The sequence below is a fragment of the Inquilinus sp. OTU3971 genome (assembly GCF_038440215.1).
In genome coordinates, this window is record NZ_JASATH010000145.1 from 1 (window position 1) to 21,415 (window position 21,415).

The 21,415-nt window shown below is 69.9% G+C and carries 15 protein-coding genes; 10 read left to right on the forward strand and 5 right to left on the reverse strand.

From position 1 onward, the window contains the following. Positions 1–154: 154 nt before the first annotated feature. Complete coding sequence (locus AAHM41_RS28665; protein ID WP_342240030.1) at positions 155–1,060, reverse strand: sugar phosphate isomerase/epimerase family protein; 906 nt, start codon at positions 1,058–1,060, stop codon at positions 155–157. Between the two features lie 32 nt (positions 1,061–1,092). Further along, positions 1,093–2,187, reverse strand: coding sequence for a Gfo/Idh/MocA family protein (locus AAHM41_RS28670; protein WP_342240031.1), 1,095 nt, complete (start codon positions 2,185–2,187; stop codon positions 1,093–1,095). A 279-nt stretch (positions 2,188–2,466) separates the two neighbouring features. Here AAHM41_RS28670 and AAHM41_RS28675 point away from each other — a divergent pair, with 279 nt between their 5' ends. Genes AAHM41_RS28675 through AAHM41_RS28710 form a run of 8 tightly spaced genes read left to right on the forward strand, consistent with a single transcriptional unit; the run spans position 2,467 to position 12,267 of the window. Continuing rightward, positions 2,467–3,318, forward strand: a complete 852-nt coding sequence (locus tag AAHM41_RS28675; protein WP_342240032.1) for a sugar phosphate isomerase/epimerase family protein — start codon at positions 2,467–2,469, stop codon at positions 3,316–3,318. Further along, positions 3,315–4,838: a sugar ABC transporter ATP-binding protein gene (locus AAHM41_RS28680; protein WP_342240033.1), complete on the forward strand. Its 1,524-nt coding sequence runs from the start codon at positions 3,315–3,317 to the stop codon at positions 4,836–4,838. Before AAHM41_RS28675 ends, AAHM41_RS28680 begins: the two co-directional genes overlap by 4 nt. Further along, positions 4,835–5,815 (forward strand): ABC transporter permease, encoded by a 981-nt coding sequence (locus AAHM41_RS28685; RefSeq protein WP_342240034.1) that lies wholly within the window; start codon positions 4,835–4,837, stop codon positions 5,813–5,815. Before AAHM41_RS28680 ends, AAHM41_RS28685 begins: the two co-directional genes overlap by 4 nt. Then, a complete protein-coding gene (locus AAHM41_RS28690) occupies positions 5,812–6,819 on the forward strand; it encodes an ABC transporter permease (protein WP_342240035.1) in 1,008 nt (335 codons plus the stop codon). The genes AAHM41_RS28685 and AAHM41_RS28690 overlap by 4 nt, the downstream gene beginning before the upstream one ends. Before the next feature lie 47 nt (positions 6,820–6,866). Further along, entirely contained in the window at positions 6,867–7,997 is a 1,131-nt protein-coding gene (locus AAHM41_RS28695; RefSeq protein WP_342240036.1) for an ABC transporter substrate-binding protein, read from the forward strand. 49 nt (positions 7,998–8,046) lie between these two features. Further along, positions 8,047–9,318, forward strand: coding sequence for a metal-dependent hydrolase family protein (locus AAHM41_RS28700; protein ID WP_342240037.1), 1,272 nt, complete (start codon positions 8,047–8,049; stop codon positions 9,316–9,318). A gap of 4 nt (positions 9,319–9,322) precedes the next feature. Further along, complete coding sequence (locus tag AAHM41_RS28705; RefSeq protein WP_342240038.1) at positions 9,323–11,428, forward strand: substrate-binding domain-containing protein; 2,106 nt, start codon at positions 9,323–9,325, stop codon at positions 11,426–11,428. Continuing rightward, the gene (locus tag AAHM41_RS28710; protein ID WP_342240039.1) at positions 11,425–12,267 is read left to right on the forward strand and encodes an alpha/beta hydrolase; all 843 of its coding nucleotides are present in this window, start codon (positions 11,425–11,427) and stop codon (positions 12,265–12,267) included. Before AAHM41_RS28705 ends, AAHM41_RS28710 begins: the two co-directional genes overlap by 4 nt. Positions 12,268–12,286: 19 nt before the next feature. Here AAHM41_RS28710 and AAHM41_RS28715 read toward each other — a convergent pair whose 3' ends face one another. The 3 genes from AAHM41_RS28715 to AAHM41_RS28725 form a co-directional block, all read right to left on the reverse strand. Then, on the reverse strand, positions 12,287–13,210 hold the full coding sequence (locus AAHM41_RS28715) for a response regulator (RefSeq protein WP_342240040.1): 924 nt from the start codon (positions 13,208–13,210) through the stop codon (positions 12,287–12,289). 67 nt (positions 13,211–13,277) lie between these two features. Then, complete coding sequence (locus AAHM41_RS28720) at positions 13,278–14,993, reverse strand: DAHL domain-containing protein (protein WP_342240041.1); 1,716 nt, start codon at positions 14,991–14,993, stop codon at positions 13,278–13,280. Between the two features lie 43 nt (positions 14,994–15,036). After that, positions 15,037–16,089 carry a cytochrome-c peroxidase gene (locus tag AAHM41_RS28725; RefSeq protein ID WP_342240042.1) on the reverse strand — a complete coding sequence of 351 codons (1,053 nt, stop codon included), beginning with the start codon at positions 16,087–16,089 and terminating at the stop codon, positions 15,037–15,039. 416 nt (positions 16,090–16,505) lie between these two features. Here AAHM41_RS28725 and AAHM41_RS28730 point away from each other — a divergent pair, with 416 nt between their 5' ends. Continuing rightward, a complete protein-coding gene (locus AAHM41_RS28730; RefSeq protein WP_342240043.1) occupies positions 16,506–19,637 on the forward strand; it encodes an FHA domain-containing protein in 3,132 nt (1,043 codons plus the stop codon). Positions 19,638–19,688: 51 nt separating this feature from the next. Continuing rightward, entirely contained in the window at positions 19,689–21,368 is a 1,680-nt protein-coding gene (locus tag AAHM41_RS28735; protein WP_342240044.1) for a hybrid-cluster NAD(P)-dependent oxidoreductase, read from the forward strand. Positions 21,369–21,415: the final 47 nt, after the last annotated feature.

The window sequence follows — 21,415 nt, forward strand, 5'->3', positions numbered from 1 at the left end:
CCCCCCCCCCCCCCCCCCCCCCCCCCCCCCCCCCCCCCCCCCCCCCCCCCCCCGGGGAGGGGGGACTTATAAAAGCTCACTTCAAAGATGTGTGAATCCGATAGCCCGCAATGGGAGGGGGGACTCAAAATGAATGGGAGGGCTCCGGCCATGCCTAGACCCCCAGCGCCCGCAGCTTGCCGTCGATGAAGGCCTTGGCGCGGGGGACGTCGGCCTCCTCCAGATGCTCGATGATCAGCGGGATGTTCGGGTGGCGGCGGGACAGGCGCTGCAGATACAGGTCGTAGTTCAGCGACCCCAGCCCCGGCGCCGGCAGCTCGATCTCGCCGACGCCGCGGAAGCTGTGCGCCTCCGACGCGTCGATATCGGCATGCTTCTCCGACTTGTCGGTGCCGGACCGCTTCACGTCCTTGGCATGGGAGATCCGGATGCGGTCGTCGAGCGCGTCGAAGATCCGGTTCAGCTCCCGGTCCATGCGGTCGATGTTGTGGGATTCGAAGTAGTTGGTCGGGTCCATCAGCAGGCCCAGGCCCGGGCTGGGCACGTCGGCGAACAGGCGCAGCGTCTCGTCGACCGAGCCGATGACGTTGTTGACATAGGTCTCGAGCAGGAAGACGGCGCCGTGGTCATAGGCGGTGCGGGCCAGGTCCTCGACCACGGCGCGGCACTCCTCGTAGCCTTCCTCGGTCTTGTTCTTCGGGTGGTGCACCCAGTCGCTGTCGGTGGCGAAGGTGCCGGTCTCGCTGATGACATAGGGGCTGCCCAGGTCGCGGGCGTGGCGGATCAGCGTCCGCAGATGCTCCAGCTTGGCCTGCCGCGCCGCCCGGTCGGGGTGGACGATGTTGGTGTAGCCGCTGATGGCGCAGACCGGCAGGTCGTGGTCGCGGAAGGTCTCCCGGATGGTCCGGCATTTCTCGCGCGTGATCGCGCTCGTCGACAGGTCCATGTCCTTGAAGGCGAGGTCGAGCTGGACGGTGTTGAAGCCCAGCGAGCGGATCTTCTTCGCCGTCTCCGGCAGCGAATAGGGGAAGTATCCGGTGAAGATGCCGACCTGGATCATGACGCGTTCCTCCTCCGTGTTTGTTGTCGTTGTCAGACGCCGAATTCCGCCAGGCGGACGGCGCGTTTTTCCGCGAGCGAGCGGTAGGCGGCTTCGACCAGCGCCATGGTGCGGACGTTGTCGGCGCCGCTCAGCAGCGGCGGCTCGCCGGTCTTCACCGCATATTGCAGCTGCTCCATCACGCCCTTGAAGGCGTGCGGGAACCACATCGTGTCCCAGCGCGGCTGCACCCACTTCCCGTCGGTCTCCGGCGCGCAATAGGCCAGGGTGCTGGGGCTGCCCTTGGGATAGTCCGGCCAGCCGATGGTGCCCTGGGCCAGGCCATCGGTGCCCTCGACCCGCCACTTGATATAGATGTCGCTGTCGAAGCCCTCGGCGCGCGGGCCGGACCAGACATCCTCCAGGCTCACCGCCATCAGCCCGCTGGGAAAGGACAGGGTGGAGCAGCAGATGCCGTCGCGATGCGGGAAGCCGGTGCGCGGGTCGGTCCGCGCCGCCGTATAGATCTCGACCGGGTCGCCGAACAGGAAGCGCAGCACGTCGAGATGGTGGATGCTCATGTTGAGCAGCGTCAGCCGGCCATAGGCCTCGAGGAAGGGCTGCCAGTGCGGGATCGCCCGCATCTCGATCGTCGCCAGCACCGGCGTGCCGAGGGCGCCGCGGTCGAGCAGCTGCTTCAGCACCCGCATCGACTGGTCGAAGCGCATGTTCTGGTTGACCGACAGGATCTTGCCGGCGGCCGCGGCCTCGGCGGCCAGGCGCTTGGCCTCGGCATGGTCCATCGCCAGCGGCTTCTGCGCCAGGATCGCCCGGATATGCGGCTGGCGCAGCGCGTGCCGGATCAGGGCCGGCTGCTGGTCGGGCGGGAAGGCGATGTCCAGGATCTCGACCTCGCGGTCCTCGATCAGCGCCGCCGGCGTGTCGTGCACGCGGGGGATGCCCCAGCGTTCCGCCACCGCGCGTGCCTTGTCCGGGGTGCGGCTGGCGATGGCGACCACCGGGAAGCCGGCCTCGCGATACGCCGCCAGATGCACATCCGCCATGATGAACCCGGCCCCGATCGCGCCGATGCGATGGTCACGGCAACGGATCTCGGGATCGGGCGCGAAACCCGACGGCACGGACATGGCGGCCTCCCTGACGGCATTTTGAGGTACGTTACCGATTCAGATTTTCGGCTTCAATGGTGAATCCGAAGGGTGATGATTTGCCATCGAAAGGAGACGTTGAGGTACGTTACCGGCCGAACGGCGATCCAAGTCTGATCGCCCGGGCGCCGATTGTCCAGAATATCGGACATCGGGTCGCGCCGCTGCGTTGACGCCAGCGGCGAGCGAACCTCATCCTTCCAAAAAACAGATCCAGGGCACGGGCGATCGCCACGGGCCCGGAACTGGGAGGAACGCTTGCAAATCGGCTTCAACCTGCTGGTGGTCGGAGGGGCGATCACGCCCGCCGACCGCCCGGTGCTCGAATCCCTGAAGCGGCACGGCTATGACGGCGTCGAGCTGCCGGTCATGGGCGGGACCGAGGCCGATTGCGCCGCGCTCGGCCGCGTGCTGGACGAGCTCGGCCTGGCGCGGACCTACACCACCATCATCCCCGGCCCCGACCACAGCCCGATGAGCGCGGATCCGGCGATCCGCCGCCGCGCCCGCGACCGGCTGGCCTGGGCGATCGATTGCGGCCATGCGCTCGGCGCCACGGTGATGGGTGGCCCGTACCATTCGCCGCTCGGCGTGTTCTCGGGATCCGGGCCGACCGAGGACGAGCTGGCCAACCTGGCCGAGGCGCTGCATTGGGCCGCCGGCCGGGCGCAGGAAGCGGGGATCCATCTGTCGATCGAGGCGGTGAACCGCTTCGAATGCTACGCCCTGAACACGATGGAGCAGGCGGAGCGGCTGCGCGCCCGGGTCGGGCACCCGAATTTCGGCTTCATGTACGACACCTTCCACGCCAATATCGAGGAGCGCGACCCGGTCGGCGTCATCGCCGCCCATGCCGCCGGCATCACCCATGTCCATCTGTCGGAGAACGACCGCGGCATCCCGGGGCGCGGCCATGTCCCGTTCGCGGCGACCCTGCGGGCTTTACGCGGTATCGGCTATGACGGCTGGCTGACGGTCGAGGCCTTCGGCCGGGCGCTGCCGGACCTCGCCGCCGCCACCCGGGTCTGGCGCGACCTGTTCCCCGATCTCGACACGCTGTTCGCGGAGTCCATCGCCCTGATCCGGCGCGAGTGGGAGGCGGCGGCATGAGCGGCGCCGCGCCACGCTTCGAGATGCGGGGTATCCGCAAGACGTTCCCCGGCGTGGTCGCGCTGGACGGCGTGTCCTTCGCCTGCCGGGCCGGCGAGATCCATGCGTTGTGCGGCGAGAACGGCGCCGGCAAGTCGACCCTGATGAAGGTGCTGGGCGGCGTCTACGCCCCGGATGCCGGCGAGATCCTGGTCGACGGCGCGGCGGCGCGCTTCGCCCACCCCGCCGCCGCCCGCGCCACCGGCATCAGCATCATCCATCAGGAGCTCAGCCTGCTGCCCGACCGCACGGTGGCGGAGAACATCCATCTCGGCATCGAGCCGGTGCGCCGCTTCCGGCTGGACCGCGCGGCGATGCGGGCCGGCGCCCGGTCGCTGCTGGCGCGCCTGTCCTCCGACATCGATCCGGACACCCCGGCGCGCGACCTGACCATCGCCGAGCAGCAGACGGTGGAGATCGCCAAGGCGCTGGCCATCGATGCCCGCATCCTGGTGATGGACGAGCCGACCGCGGCGCTGGACGACGTCGAGGCGGCGCGGCTGCTGCAGCTGGTGCGCGGCCTCAAGGCGGCCGGCGTGGCCGTGGTCTACATCTCGCACCGGATGCCGGAGGTGTTCGCCATCGCCGACACCGTCACCGTGCTGAAGGACGGGCGGCACGTCGCCACCCGGAAGCGGGCGGAGACGGGCGCGGACGAGGTGGTGCGGCTGATGGTCGGCCGGCCGCTCAGCGACTATTACCCGCCGCGGCCGGCGGACCCGCCGGGCGAGCCGGTGCTGCGGGTCGAGGGCGGCGGCAATGCGCTCTTGGCCGAGATCGACCTGGTGGTGCGGCGCGGCGAGATCGTCGCCGTCGCCGGCCTCGAAGGCTCCGGCAAGACGGCGCTGGCGCGGGCCGTGGTCGGGGCCGAGCCGTTCCTGAGCGGCCGGATGTGGATCGGGGCGAAGGAGGCGAGGCCGGGCTCGGTGCGGGCGGCCCTGTCGCAGGGGCTCGGCCTGGTGCCGGAGGACCGCAAGCGCGACGGGCTGACGCTGATGCAGTCGGTGCGCGACAACGGCCTGCTGGCCCGCCGCGGCCTCGCCGGGCTGTTCTCACGGCCGAACGGCAAGGCGGTGGGGGCGGCGGCGATCGACGGCATCCTGTCCGCCGTCGATGTCCGCGCGGCGAGCTGGGAGCAGGAGATCCGGCTCCTGTCCGGCGGCAACCAGCAGAAGGCGATCCTGGCGCGCTGGCTGGCCTGCGACCCGCAGCTGCTGGTCTTCGCCGAGCCAACCCGCGGCGTCGACGTCGCCGCCAAGGCCGCGATCTACCGGCTGATGCGCGACTTCACCGGCCGCGGCCGGGGCATCCTGGTCGCCACCTCCGACCTGCCGGAGGCGCTGGGCCTGGCCGACCGCATCCTGGTGATGCGCGCCGGCCGGATCGTCGGCGAGCGGCCGGGCGGCGCGACCGAGGAGGAGATCATGGCGCTGGCCACCGGCCACCGTTTCGACGCGGTCGCGGCGATGGGGGCGGCATGAGCGCGATCGCCACCGCCGGGCGGCCGCGCCGCCGCGCCGAGCTGCCGGTGCCGCTGATCCTGATCGCGGCCTCGGCGATCGGCTTCGCCGCCACCGCGCTGGCCACCGGCCAGGCGGCGCAGCTGTCGGCCGACGGCGTGATCGCGGTGCTGGAGCGGGTGGTGGCGCTCGGCCTGGTGGCGCTGGGGCAGACCTTCGTCATCCTGGCGCGGTCGATCGACCTGTCGGTGGCCAACCTGGTCAGCGTCGCCGCGGTGATGGCGTCCTGGATGATGCAGGGCGACCCGGCGATGATGCTGCCGGCAGTGGCGGCGGTGCTCGCCATCTCGGCCCTGGTCGGGGCGGTCAATGGCCTGCTGGTGACGCGGCTCGAGATCAACCCGCTGATCGCCACACTCGGCGTCGGGCTGGTGCTGCAGGGGCTGCTCAGCGCCTCGTTCCAGAACTTCGCCGGGGCGGTGCCGCAGAGCTTCCAGGTCCTCGCCTACGGCCAGGTCGGGCCGGTGCCCTATCCGGTGATCGGCCTGTTCGTGCTGACCGGCTGCGCCGCCTTCGTGCTGCGCTCGACCCGCTTCGGCGCCCATCTCTACGCGACCGGCGGCAACCCGGACGGGGCGCGCCTGGCCGGCATCCACACCCACCGGGTGACGCTGGCCGCCCATGTGGTCTGCAGCCTCGCCGCCGGGCTGACCGGGCTCTACCTCGCCAGCCGCCTGCGCTCCGGCGCCCCCTGGGTCGGGCGCGACGGCCTCTACGACCTCGAATCCATCGCCGTGGTGGTGATCGGCGGCACCGTGCTGGCCGGCGGACGCGGCGGCGTATGGGGCACGCTGGCCGGGGTGATCCTGTTCGGCACGCTCGACGCCATCTTCACCATGGTCGGCATCGACGCCTTCGTGAAGCAGGTGCTGCGCGGCGGCATCGTCGTCGCCGCGGTCGCGGTCTACGCCTACCGCACGCGGGGGCACGTGGCATGATCGAGACCACCGAGCCGCGCCCGATGACCCCGCCGCGCGTGACGCCCTCGCCGCTGCGCCGCCTGGCCGCGATCCGCCCGGCCTATTGGGTGCTGATCGCGCTCCTGGTCGCGATCGCCATCGCCAGCCCGGCCTTCCTGGAGCCGCAAGGCTACATGAACTTCCTGCGCCGGGCGGCCCCCTTGGTGATCCTGGCCGCCGGGCAGCTCTTCGTCATCGTCACCGGCGGCTTCGACCTCTCGGTCGGGTCGCTGATCACCCTGGTGGTGATGGCGTCGTCGCTGCTGATCCAGGGCGACCCGGCGCAGACCTGGTGGGTGATCGCCCTGGTCTACGGCATCGGCCTCGCCGTCGGCCTGTTCAACGGGCTGGTGGTGTCCTGGCTCAAGGTGCCGTCGATCATCACCACGCTGGGCATGCTGCTGGCGCTGAAGGGCATCGCGCTCGCCTGGTCCGGCGGGTCGCCGCAGGGCTACCTGCCCGACAATTTCCGCGATTTCGGCCGGCTGACCTGGCGTGGCCTGCCGGGGATCGACCTGCTGCCGCTGGCGGTCGTGGTCGCGGTGGTGGCGGTGGCGCTGTTGTGGTGGCTGATGCACGGCACCGTGCTTGGGCGCCTGCTGCTCGCCGTCGGCGACAATCCGCGGGCGGCGGAGCTGGCGGGGACGCGGGTGCGGCTGGTGCGCACCATCGCCTTCGTCGTCTCCGCCCTTTCCGCCGTCACCGCCGGCATCCTGCTCGGCGGCTTCGCCGGGGTCTCGACCAATGTCGGCGACGGCTACGAGCTGCAGGCGATCGCCGCCATCGTGATCGGCGGTGCCCAGCTGCTCGGCGGCCGCGGCACCGTGCCCGGCGCCGTGGCCGGGGCGCTCAGCCTCGCCGCCCTGTTCACCCTGCTCAACCTGATCGGCCTGCCCAAGCCGCTGCGCGACGCGGTCCAGGGGCTGATCCTGATCGGTGCCGTCGGCTGGAGCGTCTGGCGCCGCGGCAGGGGAGGTGCCTAGCTCCGTCGACCATTCCAAAAACCAGAACGATTGAGGGAGGAACGCCAATGCGTATCGGGATGATGATCGGCACCGCAGCTTTACTGGCCCTTGCGGCCGGCGCGGCTCAGGCGCAGAGCTTCGATGATCCGAAGGAGTTCGCGGCCCAGCGGGCGCTGATGTCGGCCAAGGCGGAAGGCCCGGCCGACAAGCCGTGGGAGCAGCACTACGGCAGCCAGATGGTCGACACCGCCAAGTACAAGAAGGCCGGGCCGTACAAGCTGTGCTTCTCCAACGCCGGGGTCGGCAACCACTGGCGCGTGGTCGGCTGGACCACGATGCAGGCCGAGGTCGACCTGCACAAGGCGGACATCGCCGCCTTCACCGTCGCCGATGCCGAGGGCAAGGACGACAAGCAGATCTCCGACATCAAGGCGATGCTGGCCAGCGGTGCTTGCGACGCGCTGATCGTCTCGCCCAACACCACCGCGGCGCTGACCCCGGCGGTGGAGGAGGCGTGCAAGCAGGTGCCGGTGATCGTCTTCGACCGCGGCGTGCTGACCGACTGCCCGGTGACCGTGATCAAGCCGATCGGCGGCTACGCCTTCGGCATCGCCGCGGCCGAATACATCGCTGCCAACGTGCCGAAGGGCGGCAAGGTGCTGGCGCTGCGCATCCTGCCCGGCGTCGACGTGCTGGAGAACCGCTGGGCCGCGGCCAAGCGGATCTTCGAGGAGAAGGGCATCGAGGTGGTCGGTGCCGAGTTCACCGACGGCGACCGGGCCAAGACCAAGTCGATCGTCGAGGACACCCTGACCCGCGTCGGCAAGCTCGACGCCGTGTGGATGGACGCCGGCGCCACCAGCGTCGCCGCCATCGAGGCGTTCGAGGACCAGGGCATGGACGTGCCGATCGTCACCGGCGAGGACCAGCAGGACTTCCTGCAGAAGTGGAAGCAGTCGGGGATGAAGGCGCTGGCGCCGACCTACCCGACCTACCAGTGGCGCACCCCGGTGATCGCCGCGCTGCGCATCCTGAAGGGCGAGCCGGTGCCAGGCCCGGCCTGGTCGCTGCCGCAGCCGACGATCACGGCCGAAAACCTGGACAAGTACGTCAACGACAAGATGCCGCCGCTGCACTACGCCATGTGCGGCTGCGAAGGGATGCCGGATTACCCGCAGCGGTGGATCGGCAAATAGGCAACCCGCGGGGGCGGGCTCGGCCCGCCCTCAGCCACCGGAGGATCCCATGGGCGACTATCACATCACCGGCGCGATGATCTGGGACGGCAGCGGCCGCGACCCCTATCCCGGCCAGGTCGTGGTCCGCGGCGACCGCATCCATGCCGTGGCCCCGGCTTCGGAGCGGCTGGATGCCGGTGGCTGCGAGACGGTCGATGGCGGCGGCACCACGCTGATGCCGGGGCTGGTCGAAGGCCACGCCCACCTGTCCTTCTGCGGCGCGGCGCGCAACACCGACCTTGGCGACATCCCGACCGAGGAGCACGTGCTGGAGACGATGTGGAACGCCGAGCTGCTGCTCGACCACGGCTTCACCAGCTGCTACTCGGCGGCCAGCGCCAAGACCCGGCTGGACGTGGTGATCCGCGACAAGGTCAACCAGGGCCGGCTGAAGGGCCCGCGGATCAAGGCGGCGAGCCCGGAGATCACGGTGACCGGCGGCCTGGGTGACGAGACCCGGCTGCACCTGGCCCGTGCCAGCTTCGGCATGGTCTGCGACGGGCCGGAGGAGGTCCGCCGCGCCGTCCGCATCTGCATCCGCGAGGATGTCGACAACATCAAGATCAACATCTCCGGCGACGATTTCGTCGACCCGGCCAAGGGCGGCATGTCGGTGATGTCCCAGGCCGAGGTCAACGCCGCGGTCGAGGCCGCGCATGATTTCGGCCGGCGCGTGAACTGCCATGCCCGGGCCAGCGAGGCGGTGAAGCGCGCCATCCGCGCCGGGGTCGACGTGATCTATCATTGCGAGCAGGCCGACACCGAGGCGCTGGACATGCTGGAGGCGAAGAAGGACCGGATCTTCGTCGGCCCCGCCATCGGCCTGATCTACAACACCATCCACGAGGCCGGGCCCTGGGGCATCGACGAGGAGAAGGCGCGCAAGCTGGGCATGCATCTGTGCCTGGAAGCCAGCCAGCGCACCTATGCCGAGATGCGGCGCCGCGGCATCCGCGTCGTCATCGGCGGCGACTACGGCTTCGCCTGGACGCCGCAGGGCACCAACGCCCGCGACGTCGAGCATTTCGTCAAGCTGTTCGGCTACACCCCGTCCGAGGCGCTGCAATGCGCCACCAGGATCGGCGGCGAGCTGATGGGCATGGGCGACCGGCTGGGCCAGGTTCGCGAGGGCTTCCTGGCCGACCTGATCCTGGTCGACGGCGACCCGCTCAAGGACATCGCCCTGATCCACGACCACGGCGCCATCCGCATGGTGATGAAGGACGGCGCCATGCACCGCTTGTCGCCGCGGCGGGCGATGCGGGCGGCCGCCGAGTGACGTTGTGGCGGGTGTCCACCAGTCGGGCGTCGAGATCCTGCTCGGGGTCGTCGACCGGCTGATCGAGGCGCCCGGCGGGACCACGGCCGTCGCCCTGGCCGAGAGCCTCGCCGTGCCGCGCTCCAGCCTCTACGCCGTGCTGCGGCCGATGCTGGCCGCCGGCTGGCTCGAGGCGCCGCGGCGCGGCACGGTGCGGCTCGGCGCCGCCTGGTTTGACCTCGCGGTGGCGCTGGAGGCCGAGCCGCAGGCCGCGCCATCCCGGCCGCGGCTGCAGGGCATGACCGTCCCGGCCCGGTCCTTCCTGTGGAATCCGGGCTTCACCGAGCTGGTCGATGCCGGCCCCTTCGCCCGGCCGCCGCCCTATGTCTTCGGCTTCTCCAACGGCTCCCGCGCCAATCTCTGGCGCCAGGGGCTGATCCACGGCGTCCAGTTCGCCGCTTCCGAGCACGCCGGGCGCATTGCCGCGCTGCGCATCGCCCATGCCGATGACGACCCGGCGGCCCAGGCGCGCGACATCGACGCGTTCCTGGCCATGGGTGTCGACGCGCTGATCGTCAGCCCGCTGGAGACCGAGGCGCTGCTGCCGGCTTTGGCCCGGGCCCGCGCCGCCGGGCTGCCGGTGATCATGGTCGACCGGCTGCTGGGCGACGCCTCGCATTCGCTGGTCCAGGTGGTGGGGCCGGACACCGCCATCGGCCGGCTGCCGGCGCAATGGCTGGTCGAGACGCTGGGCGGCCGCGGCGGGGTGGTGATGATGGTCGGCGACCCGGAGATCGGGCCGCTGCTGCGCCGGGCCCGCGCGGCGCGCGAGGTGTTCGCCCTGGCCCCTGGCATCCGCATCCTCGACACGGTGCACACCGAGATGACGGTCGCGGCCGGCCGCCGCGCCATGGCCGGGCTGATCGAGCGCTGGGGCGACGCCATCGACGGCGTCTGGTGCGACAGCGGCCTGCACGGCGCCGGGTCGATCCAGGCCTGGGTCGATGCCGGCCGCGACGGCCGCGTGCCGCCGCACACCGGCGGCGACCAGAACGCGGTCTACCAGCTGGCGATCCTGCACGGCGTGAAGCTGGCGGCGATGGACTTCCCGCCGGCCATGGGCATCCGCTCGGTCGAGGCCGGGCTCGACATCCTGGCCGGCCGCACCCTGCCGCGGCGGATCGAGGTGCACACGCCGCTGGTGATCAGCCGCGGCTGCGAGACCGCCTCGGTCCGCGCCGACGTCTTCGTCGAGGACCATGTGCGCTGGGACCGGCCGGCCAGCCTGATCCTGGGCCACGGCATGGGCGAGGATTACGATCCGACGACCTTTGCTGTCGGCAAGGGCGCGGCGGCCGATGGCGGCGCCCGCTCGATCCTGCGCACGCTCGACATCCTGGTCTGGCTCAAGGCGCATGGCGGCGAGGCCGGCATCGCCGACCTGCTGGAGGCGGTGGCGATGCCGCGCTCATCGCTGCACGACCTGCTGGTTCCGCTGGCCGGGCACGGGCTGCTGCAGCGCGGCGGCCGCGGCCGGATCCGCGCCGGGCCGCGGGCACGGGCGGCCGGCTTCGCTGCGATCGGCATCGCCGACCTCGCCGCCGCGGCCGAGCCGATGCTGGACCGGCTGGCGCGGTCGGTGGGCGGGGCCGCGGCGCTGGCGGTGCTGCATGGCGAGCGTTGCACCATCGCCCTCGGCCGCGCCGCGCCCGGGGCGGCACCCGCGGTGCCGCCGATCGCGGTCGGCAGCCGGACGCCGGTGAACTGGACCCTGGCCGGGCGCCTGCTGGTCGCCGAGCTGCCGGAACGCCGGCTGCGCTGGCTGCTGGCCGCCCATGCCCGGCCGCGGCGCGACGCCTCGCTGACGCTGCCCGAGCTGGTGGCGGCGATCCGGGCCGAAGGTGGGCAGCGCGTCGCCGTCCTTGCCGGCGAGGCCGGCCCCGATCTCGCCGAGGCGGCGCGGCCGATCCGCGGCGCCGACGGTCAGGTCCGCGCCGTGCTGCTGCTACGCGTGCCGGCCAACGACCTGCCGGCGGCAAAGGCGGTGCTGGAAGCTCTGGATCTGCCGCAAGCCGCTGTGCCTATTCTGCCAACCGATCCCTCTCCCGTCACCGAGGCCGCCCTGCCATGACCGATCCTTTCATGATCCGCGCCCATGTGCCGGATTTCGAAACCCATCTCGCTGCCTATCGCCGCGCCAGCGAGCGCACCCGGCAGTCGCTGCGCGGCGTGCGCGACCTGGCCTATGGCGACCATCCGGACGAGACGCTGGACCTGTATCTGCCGGCGGAGGGAGAGGGGCCGTTCCCGGTCCATGTCTTCGTCCATGGCGGCTATTGGCGCGCCTTCTCCAAGCTCGACTTCGCCTTCGTCGCCGACGCCGTCACCGCCCATGGCGCGATCGCTGCGGTCATCGACTATTCGCTGATGCCGAAGGCGCGGATGGCGACGCTGGTCGGCCAGGTCCGCCGGGCGGTGGCGTGGCTGGCGGCGAATGCCGGGCGCTGGGGCGGCGACCCGGCGGCGCTCAGCGCCAGCGGCGCCTCCGCCGGCGCCCATCTCACCAGCTTCCTGGCCTGCCGCGGGGCGCGGGAGGCGGGGGGACCGGTCCTGCCGGTCAAGTCCCTGCTGCTGGTCAGCGGCATCTACGACCTGGACCCGATCACAAGCAGCTTCCTGCAGCCGGAGATCGGGTTGACGGCGGAGGAGGTGGCGGCCTGGTCGCCGCTCGCGGCCACACCGGCGCCAGGGCCGGTGGTGGATGTCGTGGCCGGCGCCGACGAGACGCCGCCCTTCCTGAGCCAGGGCCGCGCCTTCGCCGAGCGCCTGGCCGCGGCAGGCGTCGCGAGCAGCTTCGCCACCCTTCCGGGCGAGAACCATATGAGCATCGCCACGGCACTGGGCACTCCGGGCTCGCCTCTGGCGGAGCGCCTTGGTCGGACCATCGCCGCGTCGCGACAGGGCGCCTGATCCGGCCACGCCCAGGCACCTAGCTGACCTTGGTGAAGCGGCCCAGGCTGCGGACGATGTTGTCGAGCAGGCCGCCGCCCTCCGATGTGGCGGCCTCCACCGGCCTGGGTACGGCCGGCTGCCGGGCGAATCGCGGATCGACCAGACGCCGGCGATGCTCGCGGATGGCGGCGCTGACCGCGAGGCGGAAGACGTTGGGGCTGAGCGGCTTGATGGCAAAGCGGTAGATTTGCCCCTGGTTGATCAGCTTGACGATGGTGTCGGCATCGGGGGAGGACGTCGTCGCCACCACGGTGATCGAGGGGTCGATCCGGGCGACCTGCGCCAGCATGTCGGTGACATCGACGCCGTCGACCTCGCTGTTGGTGACGATGACGCCGATCTCCTCCTGCTGCAGGATCTCCAGCGCCTCCTCCATGGTGGAGGCCGTCAGGATGCTGTAGTCGCGGGTGAACATCTCGAGCATTTCCTGGCGGTCGCTGGCCAGGCCGTCGATCGCCAGCAGCTTGGTGGCGACGCCGAGCGGCGGTGTCAGGACTGCCTCCGCCTCCTCGGCCGCGGCAGGGGCGGCGCGCGCGATCTCGGCCGCCTCGGCGATGACCTGGCGCAGCTCGTCCTGGTTCCACGGCTTGTTGAGGAAGCGGAAGACCTCGCCCTCATTGACCGCGCCGATGATGGCAACCAGATCGCTGTAGCCGGTGAGGAGGATGCGCACCGTGTTGGGCCACCGCTTGCAGACCTGCGACAGCAGCTCGATCCCGACCATCTCCGGCATGCGCTGGTCGGAGACGATCACGTCGATCCGGTGGGCCTCCAGGATCGCCAGGGCCTCCCGCCCGCCGGTCGCGGTGTAGACGTCGTAGCTGGACCGGAACATCACCTTGAGCAGCTTCACGATGCGCTCTTCGTCATCCACGAAGAGCAGGCTGGGCCTGTCAGTCATCTCGTTCTCCTTCATACCTGCGAGGCGTCACGGGAGGGGGTGGGCGGGGCGGGCGGCGGAAGCCGTCTCACGCGGCGGCCTGCTCGAGCCGATGCTCGGAATCGGCCTTGGCGCGATGCGGCAGGATGATGGTGAAGGTGGTCCCGATGCCGGGCTGGGACCTGGCGGAGATGGTGCCGCCATGGGTCTGGATGATCCGGTAGCAGATCGACAGACCCATGCCGGTTCCCTTGCCGACATCCTTGGTGGTGAAGAACGGATCGAAGATCTTCGGCAGCACGTCCGCCGGGATGCCGGTCCCGCTGTCCTCGATCTCGATCCGGATCATGTCCTCGGTTTCCACCCGCGTGCGCAGGGTCAGCTTGCCGCGCCTGGGCTGGTCAGCCATGGCGTGGGCGGCATTGTTGATCAGGTTCAGGAACACCTGCTTCAACTGCGTGGACGAGGCATGGATCTTGGGGATCTTGCCGTAGTCCTTGACCGTATCCGCGATGTATTTGACCTCCGACCGGGCGATCAGGGCCGCGCCGTCCAGGGCTTCCTCGACGTCGATGTATTCGAGTCGGCCTTTGTCGAGGCGCGAGAAGTTCTTCATCGTGATGATCAGGTTGGTGATCTCGTCGAGACCGTGCAGCCCTTCGTCGATCAGCATGTTGAGCTCGCCGAGCTGGTCGTCGGGCAGCCCGTCCGTCGTGGCCGGCCGCAGCTCCGCGACGGCGCCAAGGGCTGACGTCCTGCCCGCCTGCATTTCGGCCATCTGGTCCCGGATCAGGCAGAACACCGCCTTCACATAGGCCAGCGGCGTGTTGATCTCGTGGGTGATGCCCGCCACCATCTGGCCCATGGCGGACAGCTTCGACGACTGGATCAGCTGCGACTGCGCATCCTCATTGGCCTGCTGCAGCGCCGAGTTGTCCTGGTTGAGCCGCTTGTAATGCCGGCGCAGCAGATAGGCGGCCCAGGCTGTCGCCAGGACGAGCAGGAAAGAGCACACCAGCACCAGGTCGCGCAGCAGCGACCGGTAGCGGTTCTGATCGGCCTCCAGGACCTGGGCGTCGCGCTGGAGGCGGTCGATGGCCTGGGCGGTCGGCACGGCCGTCAGGTCCACGATCAGCTTGGTGCCGAGCTGCTTCTGGCGAAGGATGACCGCCATATGGGCCAGGAGCGTGTCCGTCTTGGCCGCCGCCTCGGGCGATGTCCGGCCGGCGGCCTCGCGCAAGGCGGTCATCTGGTCGTCGATCACCTGCCGCAACTGCTCATTGGGGGTGACGATGTAGCTCGCCACATCGATGACGATGCGGGTCAGCAGATCGGCGATCGGCGAGTTGGACGGAGGCCGGTCCGCGCCGCCCTCGAGCTCGGCGAACAGATCCGCCGCGGCGATCGGCAACAGGCGCGAGGAGTTGCTGATGATCGAATACTGGGCCTTGATGCGCTCGACGATGCGGATCTTGGCGTCCATCGCCGAGCGGTACGCGGCCAGCGAGGACGGCAGGTCCCCGGTCGGTGCCGGATCCCCGTCGGCCAGCTTTTCGATCGTCCGATAGCGCTCGGCCAGCGTGCCGACGGGCGCGGCCACGGAGTCGTAGTTGGGGTTCAGGCCCAGCTCCAGGCTGAGGACGTCGGCGCTCCAGAGCGCGTCGATCTGCTTCATCTCGGCGAGGCTGGCCAGCAGCTCCGCCGGCCGGGTGTCCGGCGCCCGCAGCATCGCCAGCAGCGTTGCCAGAACCGTGAGAAGAACGGCGATGATGCCTATGCAGACGATCCTGGATCTGACGATCATGATCTGATCTCCGTCACCGTCTCTTCGATTGCGGTGGGGCAATTCATTGCGAAACGCGGGCGTCGAGCGGGCGCCCCTTGTATTCGCCGGTGAGGGTCCGCAGGAACGCCACGATCAGCGCGTTGTCGCGGGCCGGGATCTGGCGCCCGAGCTGGTATTTGGCCATCGCGTCGACCGCGTCGGTGAGGGTCGCGGCGGAACCGTCGTTGAAATAGGGCGCCGTCAAAGCGACGTTGCGCAGGCTGGGGACGCGGAAGACGAACTTGTCTTCCTCGACCTTAGTGACGTTGTAGAGCCCGAAATCGGGGTTGTCGGGCGAGCCATGCGACCGGAAGTAGTCCCCGGGCGTCCCGAGCACGCCGAACACCTGGAACATGTTGCCGCCGACATTCACCCCCTGGTGGCAGGAGGCGCAGCCATAGGTCTTGAACAGGCGGTAGCCTTCGAGCTCGTCGGCACTGAGCGCCGTCGCATCGCCGCGCAGGAACTTGTCGAACCGCGCATTGGGCGTGGTCAGGGAGCGTTCGTAGACGACGATCGCGTCGGTGATGGTCTGCGGCCGCATCCCCTCGGGATAAAGGCTGGCGAAGGCCTGGCTCAGCGCCTGGTCCTGCGCCAGCTTGTCGATGATCGCCGACCAGGTTTCGCCCATCACGGTCGGATCGTGGATCGCGGCCTCGACCTGCTGCTCCGACGACGCGAAGCGGCCGTCCCATGTCGGGCGGAAGTTCAGCGTCGAGTTGAAGATCGTCAGCGTGTTCCGCTTGCCCGCCTTGCCGGCGAGCCCCTTCGACTTGGCCAGCCCATCGTCGCCGCCATTATCGAGGTCATGGCAGGACGAGCAGGCGTTCTCATTGTCCTTGGACAGTCGGACATCGTGGAACAGGGCCTCGCCCAGATCGACCTTGCGCTGGTCCAGCTCCAGCTGGAACGGGATCGGCGCGATCGGCTCCGGCGTCTGCGCCTCGACCAGTGCGGGCCCCAGCAGCGCCAGGGCCAGGGCCGGCACGACGGCGATCAGGAACTGCCGCCCGATGGTCGGGCCCGAAGCCTGCCCTGTTGCGCGCCGATGCTGAAGGTCGAGATCACGTTTCATCTTCTGCCGCCCTGACGAATTCGTGGCCACGACGTGGATGCGTGACTGGAATTAGTGTCTGCCGGAAGAAGATCTCCGCACTATGCGATCTGGTTATGGCCGCATCATCGCGGTGATGGGCGGAGAGCCTCCGCCGTTGCAGTACTGTCAGGACCAGCGGGCCTCTGGGAACAGAGTGCTGAGAGCCCGTCTGGAAATGCTACTGGTGCGGCCGTCTGACGGCGGTTTCTGCGCTTCCGGTGCTCACGGACCCAAACGTCCGCTGCGCGCCGGTTCTCGAAACCACCGCCAGCCGACTCACGCCAGCGCATTTGCAAACGGTCTCTGACACCAGCCCCGAGCGTCGCGCACCACCTGCCAGGACTTGAGAGTCCCGGCCGGTCGTTGCTCAACCGCAATTGCAGGGAAGGCCTGACATGCTCGCGCGGACCGCCGAACGCAAGATGCTGGTCATACGGGGCGTGCTGCTGACCGGATGGGCCGGGCTCATCGCCTCGCTGTTCTGGGATCCGGTGTCGATGGGCTGGACCCATGCCGGCACCGCGGTCGCGGTTCAGGACGGGGTGCTGGAAAGCGAGCCCTATCAGGTCGGGGCCCGGGTGTTCTGGACCATGATCGTTCCGGTCATCCCGCTGTTTCTGATGGTGTTCGGGCACGAGGCGTGGCGGCGCATCTGCCCGCTGTCGCTGACGTCCCAACTGCCGCGCTATCTGGGCTGGCAGCGGCAGCGCACGGTGGTGCGGCGGCGGACCGGCAAGCTGGAACGCACGCTAGCCCTGATCCCGCGCGGCGGCTGGCTCGACCGCAACGCCTGGTACGTCCAGTTCGGCATCCTGTTCGCCGGGTTGAATGCGCGGATTCTGTTCATCAACAGCGATCGTTACGCCCTGGCGGCAGCCTTGCTTCTGGTGCTGGCGGCGGCGTTCCTCGTCGGTTTCCTCTGGGGCGGCAAGTCCTGGTGCAACTACTTCTGCCCGGCCAACATCGTGCAGAAGATCTACACCGAGCCGCGCGGGCTGCTGGAGAGCGCGCCGCACCTGCAGCGCCCGGCCGTGCCGCAATCGATGTGCCGCACCAGCTCGCCCGACGGCGATCGCAGCGCCTGCGTCGGCTGCGCCGCCAATTGCGGCGACATCGATCTGGAACAGTCCTATTGGAGCTCGATCCTCGACCCGGCCCGGCGGCGCATCTACTACATGTTCAACGGGCTGATCATCGGCTTCTACTGGTACTTCTTCCTCTATGCCGGCAGCTGGGACTATTACCTGTCGGGGGTCTGGAGCCATGAGGCGGGGGCGCTCGGCCGGCTGCTCGATCCGGGCCTGTATCTCGCCGGCCAGGCGATCCCGATCCCCAAGCTGGTCGCCGTGCCGCTGGTCATGGGGACCGCCGTCCTGGCCTCGCTGGCCCTGGGCACCGGGCTGGAGCGGGCCTATCGCTGGCTGCGGCGCCGCGGCGGCAAGACCATCCCCGAGGCGGAGATCGTCAACCATTGCCTGGCCGTCAGCGCCTATCTGTCGATCAACATCTTCTATCTGCATGGCGGCCGGCCCAGCCTGCTGATGCTGCCGTCATCCGCGATCCATTTCGTCGATATCCTGATCGTCTCGCTCAGCACCATCTGGCTGTGGCAGACGCTCAATCGCTCGGCGTTCAAGTATGAGCGTGAGAAGATCTCATCAAATTTGCTCAATCAATTGAAAAAACTGAAGATCGACTTCAGCCGATACCTGGACGGCCGGTCGGTCGGCGACCTCAAGCCCGACGAGATCTATGTCCTGGCAAAGGTGCTGCCGGAGCTGCCGCACGATCAGAAGCTCGAGGCTTACCGCAACCTGCTGGACGACGCCATCACCACCGGCAAGACCGGGGCGGTGTCGTCGGCCGAGCTGCTGCACGATGTGCGGCAGCAGATGGAGATCAGCGACGAGGACCATCTGCGGCTGCTGGAGGAGCCGGAGATCTCCGAGGCGGCGGTTCTCGGTGCGGTCCGCACCACCACCAAGGAGCGGATGGCCTGCGTCGCCAACTACCACCAGATCCTCGGCCGGTATCTCGTCGCCCATGTCGCGTCCGGCCGGACGCTCGACACGATCCGGACCGATCCGGGCATGCAGGCGACGATCAGGACCCTCCGCACCAGCCTGCAGATCACCGATGCCGAGCACCGCGACGTGATGGCGGAGTTCATCTTGCCGGGCGGCATGCTGGCCCGGCAGATGGAATCGATCCTCGACGCCCTGGTGAAGCTGCAAGGGGCGTATTTCTGCCTGCAGAGCTCCAGCCTGCCCGACCGCTTCGCCCGCACCCTGAACGAGCTGCTGCTGGCGGCCGGCGCGGACCGGCTCGGGGTGTTGCACGAGGCCGGTCTGTCCTGCCTGCACGCCTTCGGTGGCGGCAATCTCGGTCGATGGTACGCGCAGGACCTGGCCGCCCTGGCGGGCGACGGGGTGATCGACGCGCTGTCCCGACCGGTCGCCGGGCAGGAGGAGGCCCGCTGGGGGGAGGTGCTTGGCGAAGAGATCATTGCTGTCCTGCAGGGCACGGCCGCGGCGCCCGAGATCGACGGCAAACGGCCCGCGGAGCTGCCGCGGCGGTCGTTCCGCGAGGTCATCGTCGCCGGCCTCGATCGCGCCGCCAGCCTGGACCTGCTGCTGGAGCATGAGGCGCCGGTCGTCCGCGCCCTGACGCTGACTGCGTTCAGCTATGTCGACGAGGCCCTGGCGCGCGCCGCCGCGCGCCGGCTCGCGGAGGACGGGAAGGCCGACGGCCACTGGCTGCTGCGGCAGACGGTGGACATCCTGACTGGCGCCGCCGCAGCGGACGCCGGCGCGTCCGAGCCGCTGATCCATGCCGTGGTCGCGCTGCCCGACGGCACCCAAAGCCGCTCGACCCACGCGCAGCCGGTGATCACCGTGGGCCGCGGCCCCGGCAACGACATCACCATTCCCGGCCCGGCGGTGTGGCCGTACCACATGGCGCTGTCCTCGGCTCATGGCGAGGTCCGCATCCTGCGGCTCGACGGCGCCGGGATCTTCGTCGACGGGGTTGCCCAGGACGGCGAATCCACGGTGCTTCGCCGCGACGCCCTCCTGACCTTCGGGCCGAGCGCCGGGCCTAGCCTCCGGATCGACTGGCAGGACGCCGCCGAAAGCCGTTGCCTGCGGTCTTTCGATCCGGCGATGCGGCTGGTGGCGCTGGCCCGCAGCACGGCCCTGCGGTCGCTGGGCCTGTCCGCTCTCGCCGAGATCGTCCGCGACTGCCGGGTCGGACGCTTCCGGGCCGGCGACGCGCTGCCTGCGGCGGCCGGCCCGGACGACATGCTCTTCCTTCAGTTCGGATCGATCCGCACGTCCGAGCGCCTCTTCGAGGCCGGCGATCTGATCGATCCGGGCGATGGCACACACGAGATCGTCAGCGACTTCGCCATCGTCATGACCGTCCGGCGGCCCGACCTGTTGGCGGCGGTGCCGGAAGAGGCCCATCAGCCGCTGCCGGTCGCGGCCGAGGTGGCGGATCTGACGCCGTCCCTTCGCTACGCCAGCTGATCGCCGGATCCAACCAGACCAAGAACCGACCAGACATGGAGGGCCATCCTTATGGATACGCTGACCGAAACCATTACAGATGAAGCACAGGGAGTCGATCTGGCGGTTCTCGTCTTCCTGGTCTTCATCTACGTCTCCGACAGTGAAAAGGACATCACGCCGCAGGAGGTGCAGCGCTTCCAGATGCTGATGAATGATCTGCACTGGACCGACAACGAGGACATGTGCCGGGCGTTGACGACGCTGCGGTTCAACTACACGGCGACCTGGGCCGAATACGAGGCCGGAACGCTGTCGGCGGACCGCGATGCGATCGCCCGCCAGCTGGCCCGGTTCGAGCAGGAGTTCGGCAGCGAGCGGGCGAATGCGCTGAAGGCGGCTCTTGCCGACCTGGTGCAGCGCGTCAGCCGGGGGTCGTCGCGGGCGGGTGTCAGATTCGCCATCGGCGAGTCGCGGGGGCGGGCCAGCGCCCGGCAGGAGCTCGAGGCGCTGCTGGCGCGCCCGATGCCCGCCGTCGCGACGACCGCGCCGCGCGAGGCCGATATCGACCCGCAGCCCGAGCCGGCCCCGAAACCGCCGGCAGGCACGGACCTCTGGACCGGAGCCGGGATGGCGATCGGCGAGGCGCCGGTGTGGCAGGGCGGCCGGATCAAGGTCCGCTGCATCGCCGCCATCGACGAGACGCGGGACACCAGGACCTTCACTTTGGCCACCGACCCGCCCCGCCTGTTCAGCTACAAGCCGGGCCAGTTCGTCACGCTGGAGCTGCCGGTCGACGGCCGGACCCTGCGCCGGAGCTACACGATCTCATCCTCGCCGTCGCGGCCCTACACCCTGTCGATCACGGTCAAGCGCGTGCCCAAGGGCTGGGTCTCGAACTGGCTGCACGACACCGTGGCGCCGGGGTTCGAGCTCGAGCTGATCGGCCCGCACGGCCACTTCACCTGCGTCGACCGGCCGGCGGCCAAGCTGTTGTTCCTCGCCGGCGGCAGCGGCATCACGCCGGCGATGTCGATGCTGCGGTGGCTCGCCGACACCGGCTGCGCCGCCGACATCGTGCTGATCAACAATGTCCGGACGCCGGACGACGTGATCTTCGGGCAGGAGCTGCAGCATCTCAGCTCGCGCCTCGGCGATGCCTTTCGTCTCGCCGTCGTGCCGGCGCGGATGTCCCCGGGGCAGTCCTGGAACGGGCCGACCGGCCATTTCAGCGAAGCGCTGCTGCAGCTCCTGGCGCCGGACGTCCTGGAGCGCGAGGTCTTCGTCTGCGGCCCCGGCGGCTACATGGCGATGGTCAGGACGCTGCTGCAGGCGCGGGGCTTCCCGATGGCCCGCTACCATGAGGAGAGCTTCGGCGGCGCGTCGGCCTCCGTACCGGCCCTGCCGGCGCCCCAGGCTTCGCCGGTGCCGAAGGCTCCGCCGGTTCCGAAGGCGACCGCCGCGGCCGCGCCGGCCCCGGTCGCTCCCGCCGAGGCCAGGCTGGTCTTCCTGAACAGCGACCGGACGATCGACTGCGGTGCGGGCGAATCCATCCTCGACGCCGCCGACCGCCATGCGATCCCGGTCCAGAGCTCCTGCCGCTCCGGCGTCTGCGGCACCTGCCGGATGAAGAAGCTGAGCGGCACCGTGAGCATGGAGGGCCGGGTCGCCCTGTCCGATCCCGAGGTCGCGGACGGCTATTTCCTGGCCTGCATCGGCCAGGCGCGGGGCACCGTCGTCATCGACGCCTGAAGTGGGGGGGGGGGGGGGGGCGTTGGGGGCCGCCCCCCCGGGGGGGG

Coding starts and splice junctions, on each gene's coding strand:
- AAHM41_RS28665 (WP_342240030.1), bottom strand. CDS start 1,060: ATGATCCAGGTCGGCATCTTCACCGGATACTTCCCCTATTCGCTGCCG.
- AAHM41_RS28670 (WP_342240031.1), bottom strand. CDS start 2,187: ATGTCCGTGCCGTCGGGTTTCGCGCCCGATCCCGAGATCCGTTGCCGT.
- AAHM41_RS28680 (WP_342240033.1), top strand. CDS start 3,315: ATGAGCGGCGCCGCGCCACGCTTCGAGATGCGGGGTATCCGCAAGACG.
- AAHM41_RS28685 (WP_342240034.1), top strand. CDS start 4,835: ATGAGCGCGATCGCCACCGCCGGGCGGCCGCGCCGCCGCGCCGAGCTG.
- AAHM41_RS28690 (WP_342240035.1), top strand. CDS start 5,812: ATGATCGAGACCACCGAGCCGCGCCCGATGACCCCGCCGCGCGTGACG.
- AAHM41_RS28695 (WP_342240036.1), top strand. CDS start 6,867: ATGCGTATCGGGATGATGATCGGCACCGCAGCTTTACTGGCCCTTGCG.
- AAHM41_RS28700 (WP_342240037.1), top strand. CDS start 8,047: ATGGGCGACTATCACATCACCGGCGCGATGATCTGGGACGGCAGCGGC.
- AAHM41_RS28710 (WP_342240039.1), top strand. CDS start 11,425: ATGACCGATCCTTTCATGATCCGCGCCCATGTGCCGGATTTCGAAACC.
- AAHM41_RS28715 (WP_342240040.1), bottom strand. CDS start 13,210: ATGACTGACAGGCCCAGCCTGCTCTTCGTGGATGACGAAGAGCGCATC.
- AAHM41_RS28720 (WP_342240041.1), bottom strand. CDS start 14,993: ATGATCGTCAGATCCAGGATCGTCTGCATAGGCATCATCGCCGTTCTT.
- AAHM41_RS28725 (WP_342240042.1), bottom strand. CDS start 16,089: ATGAAACGTGATCTCGACCTTCAGCATCGGCGCGCAACAGGGCAGGCT.
- AAHM41_RS28730 (WP_342240043.1), top strand. CDS start 16,506: ATGCTCGCGCGGACCGCCGAACGCAAGATGCTGGTCATACGGGGCGTG.
- AAHM41_RS28735 (WP_342240044.1), top strand. CDS start 19,689: ATGGATACGCTGACCGAAACCATTACAGATGAAGCACAGGGAGTCGAT.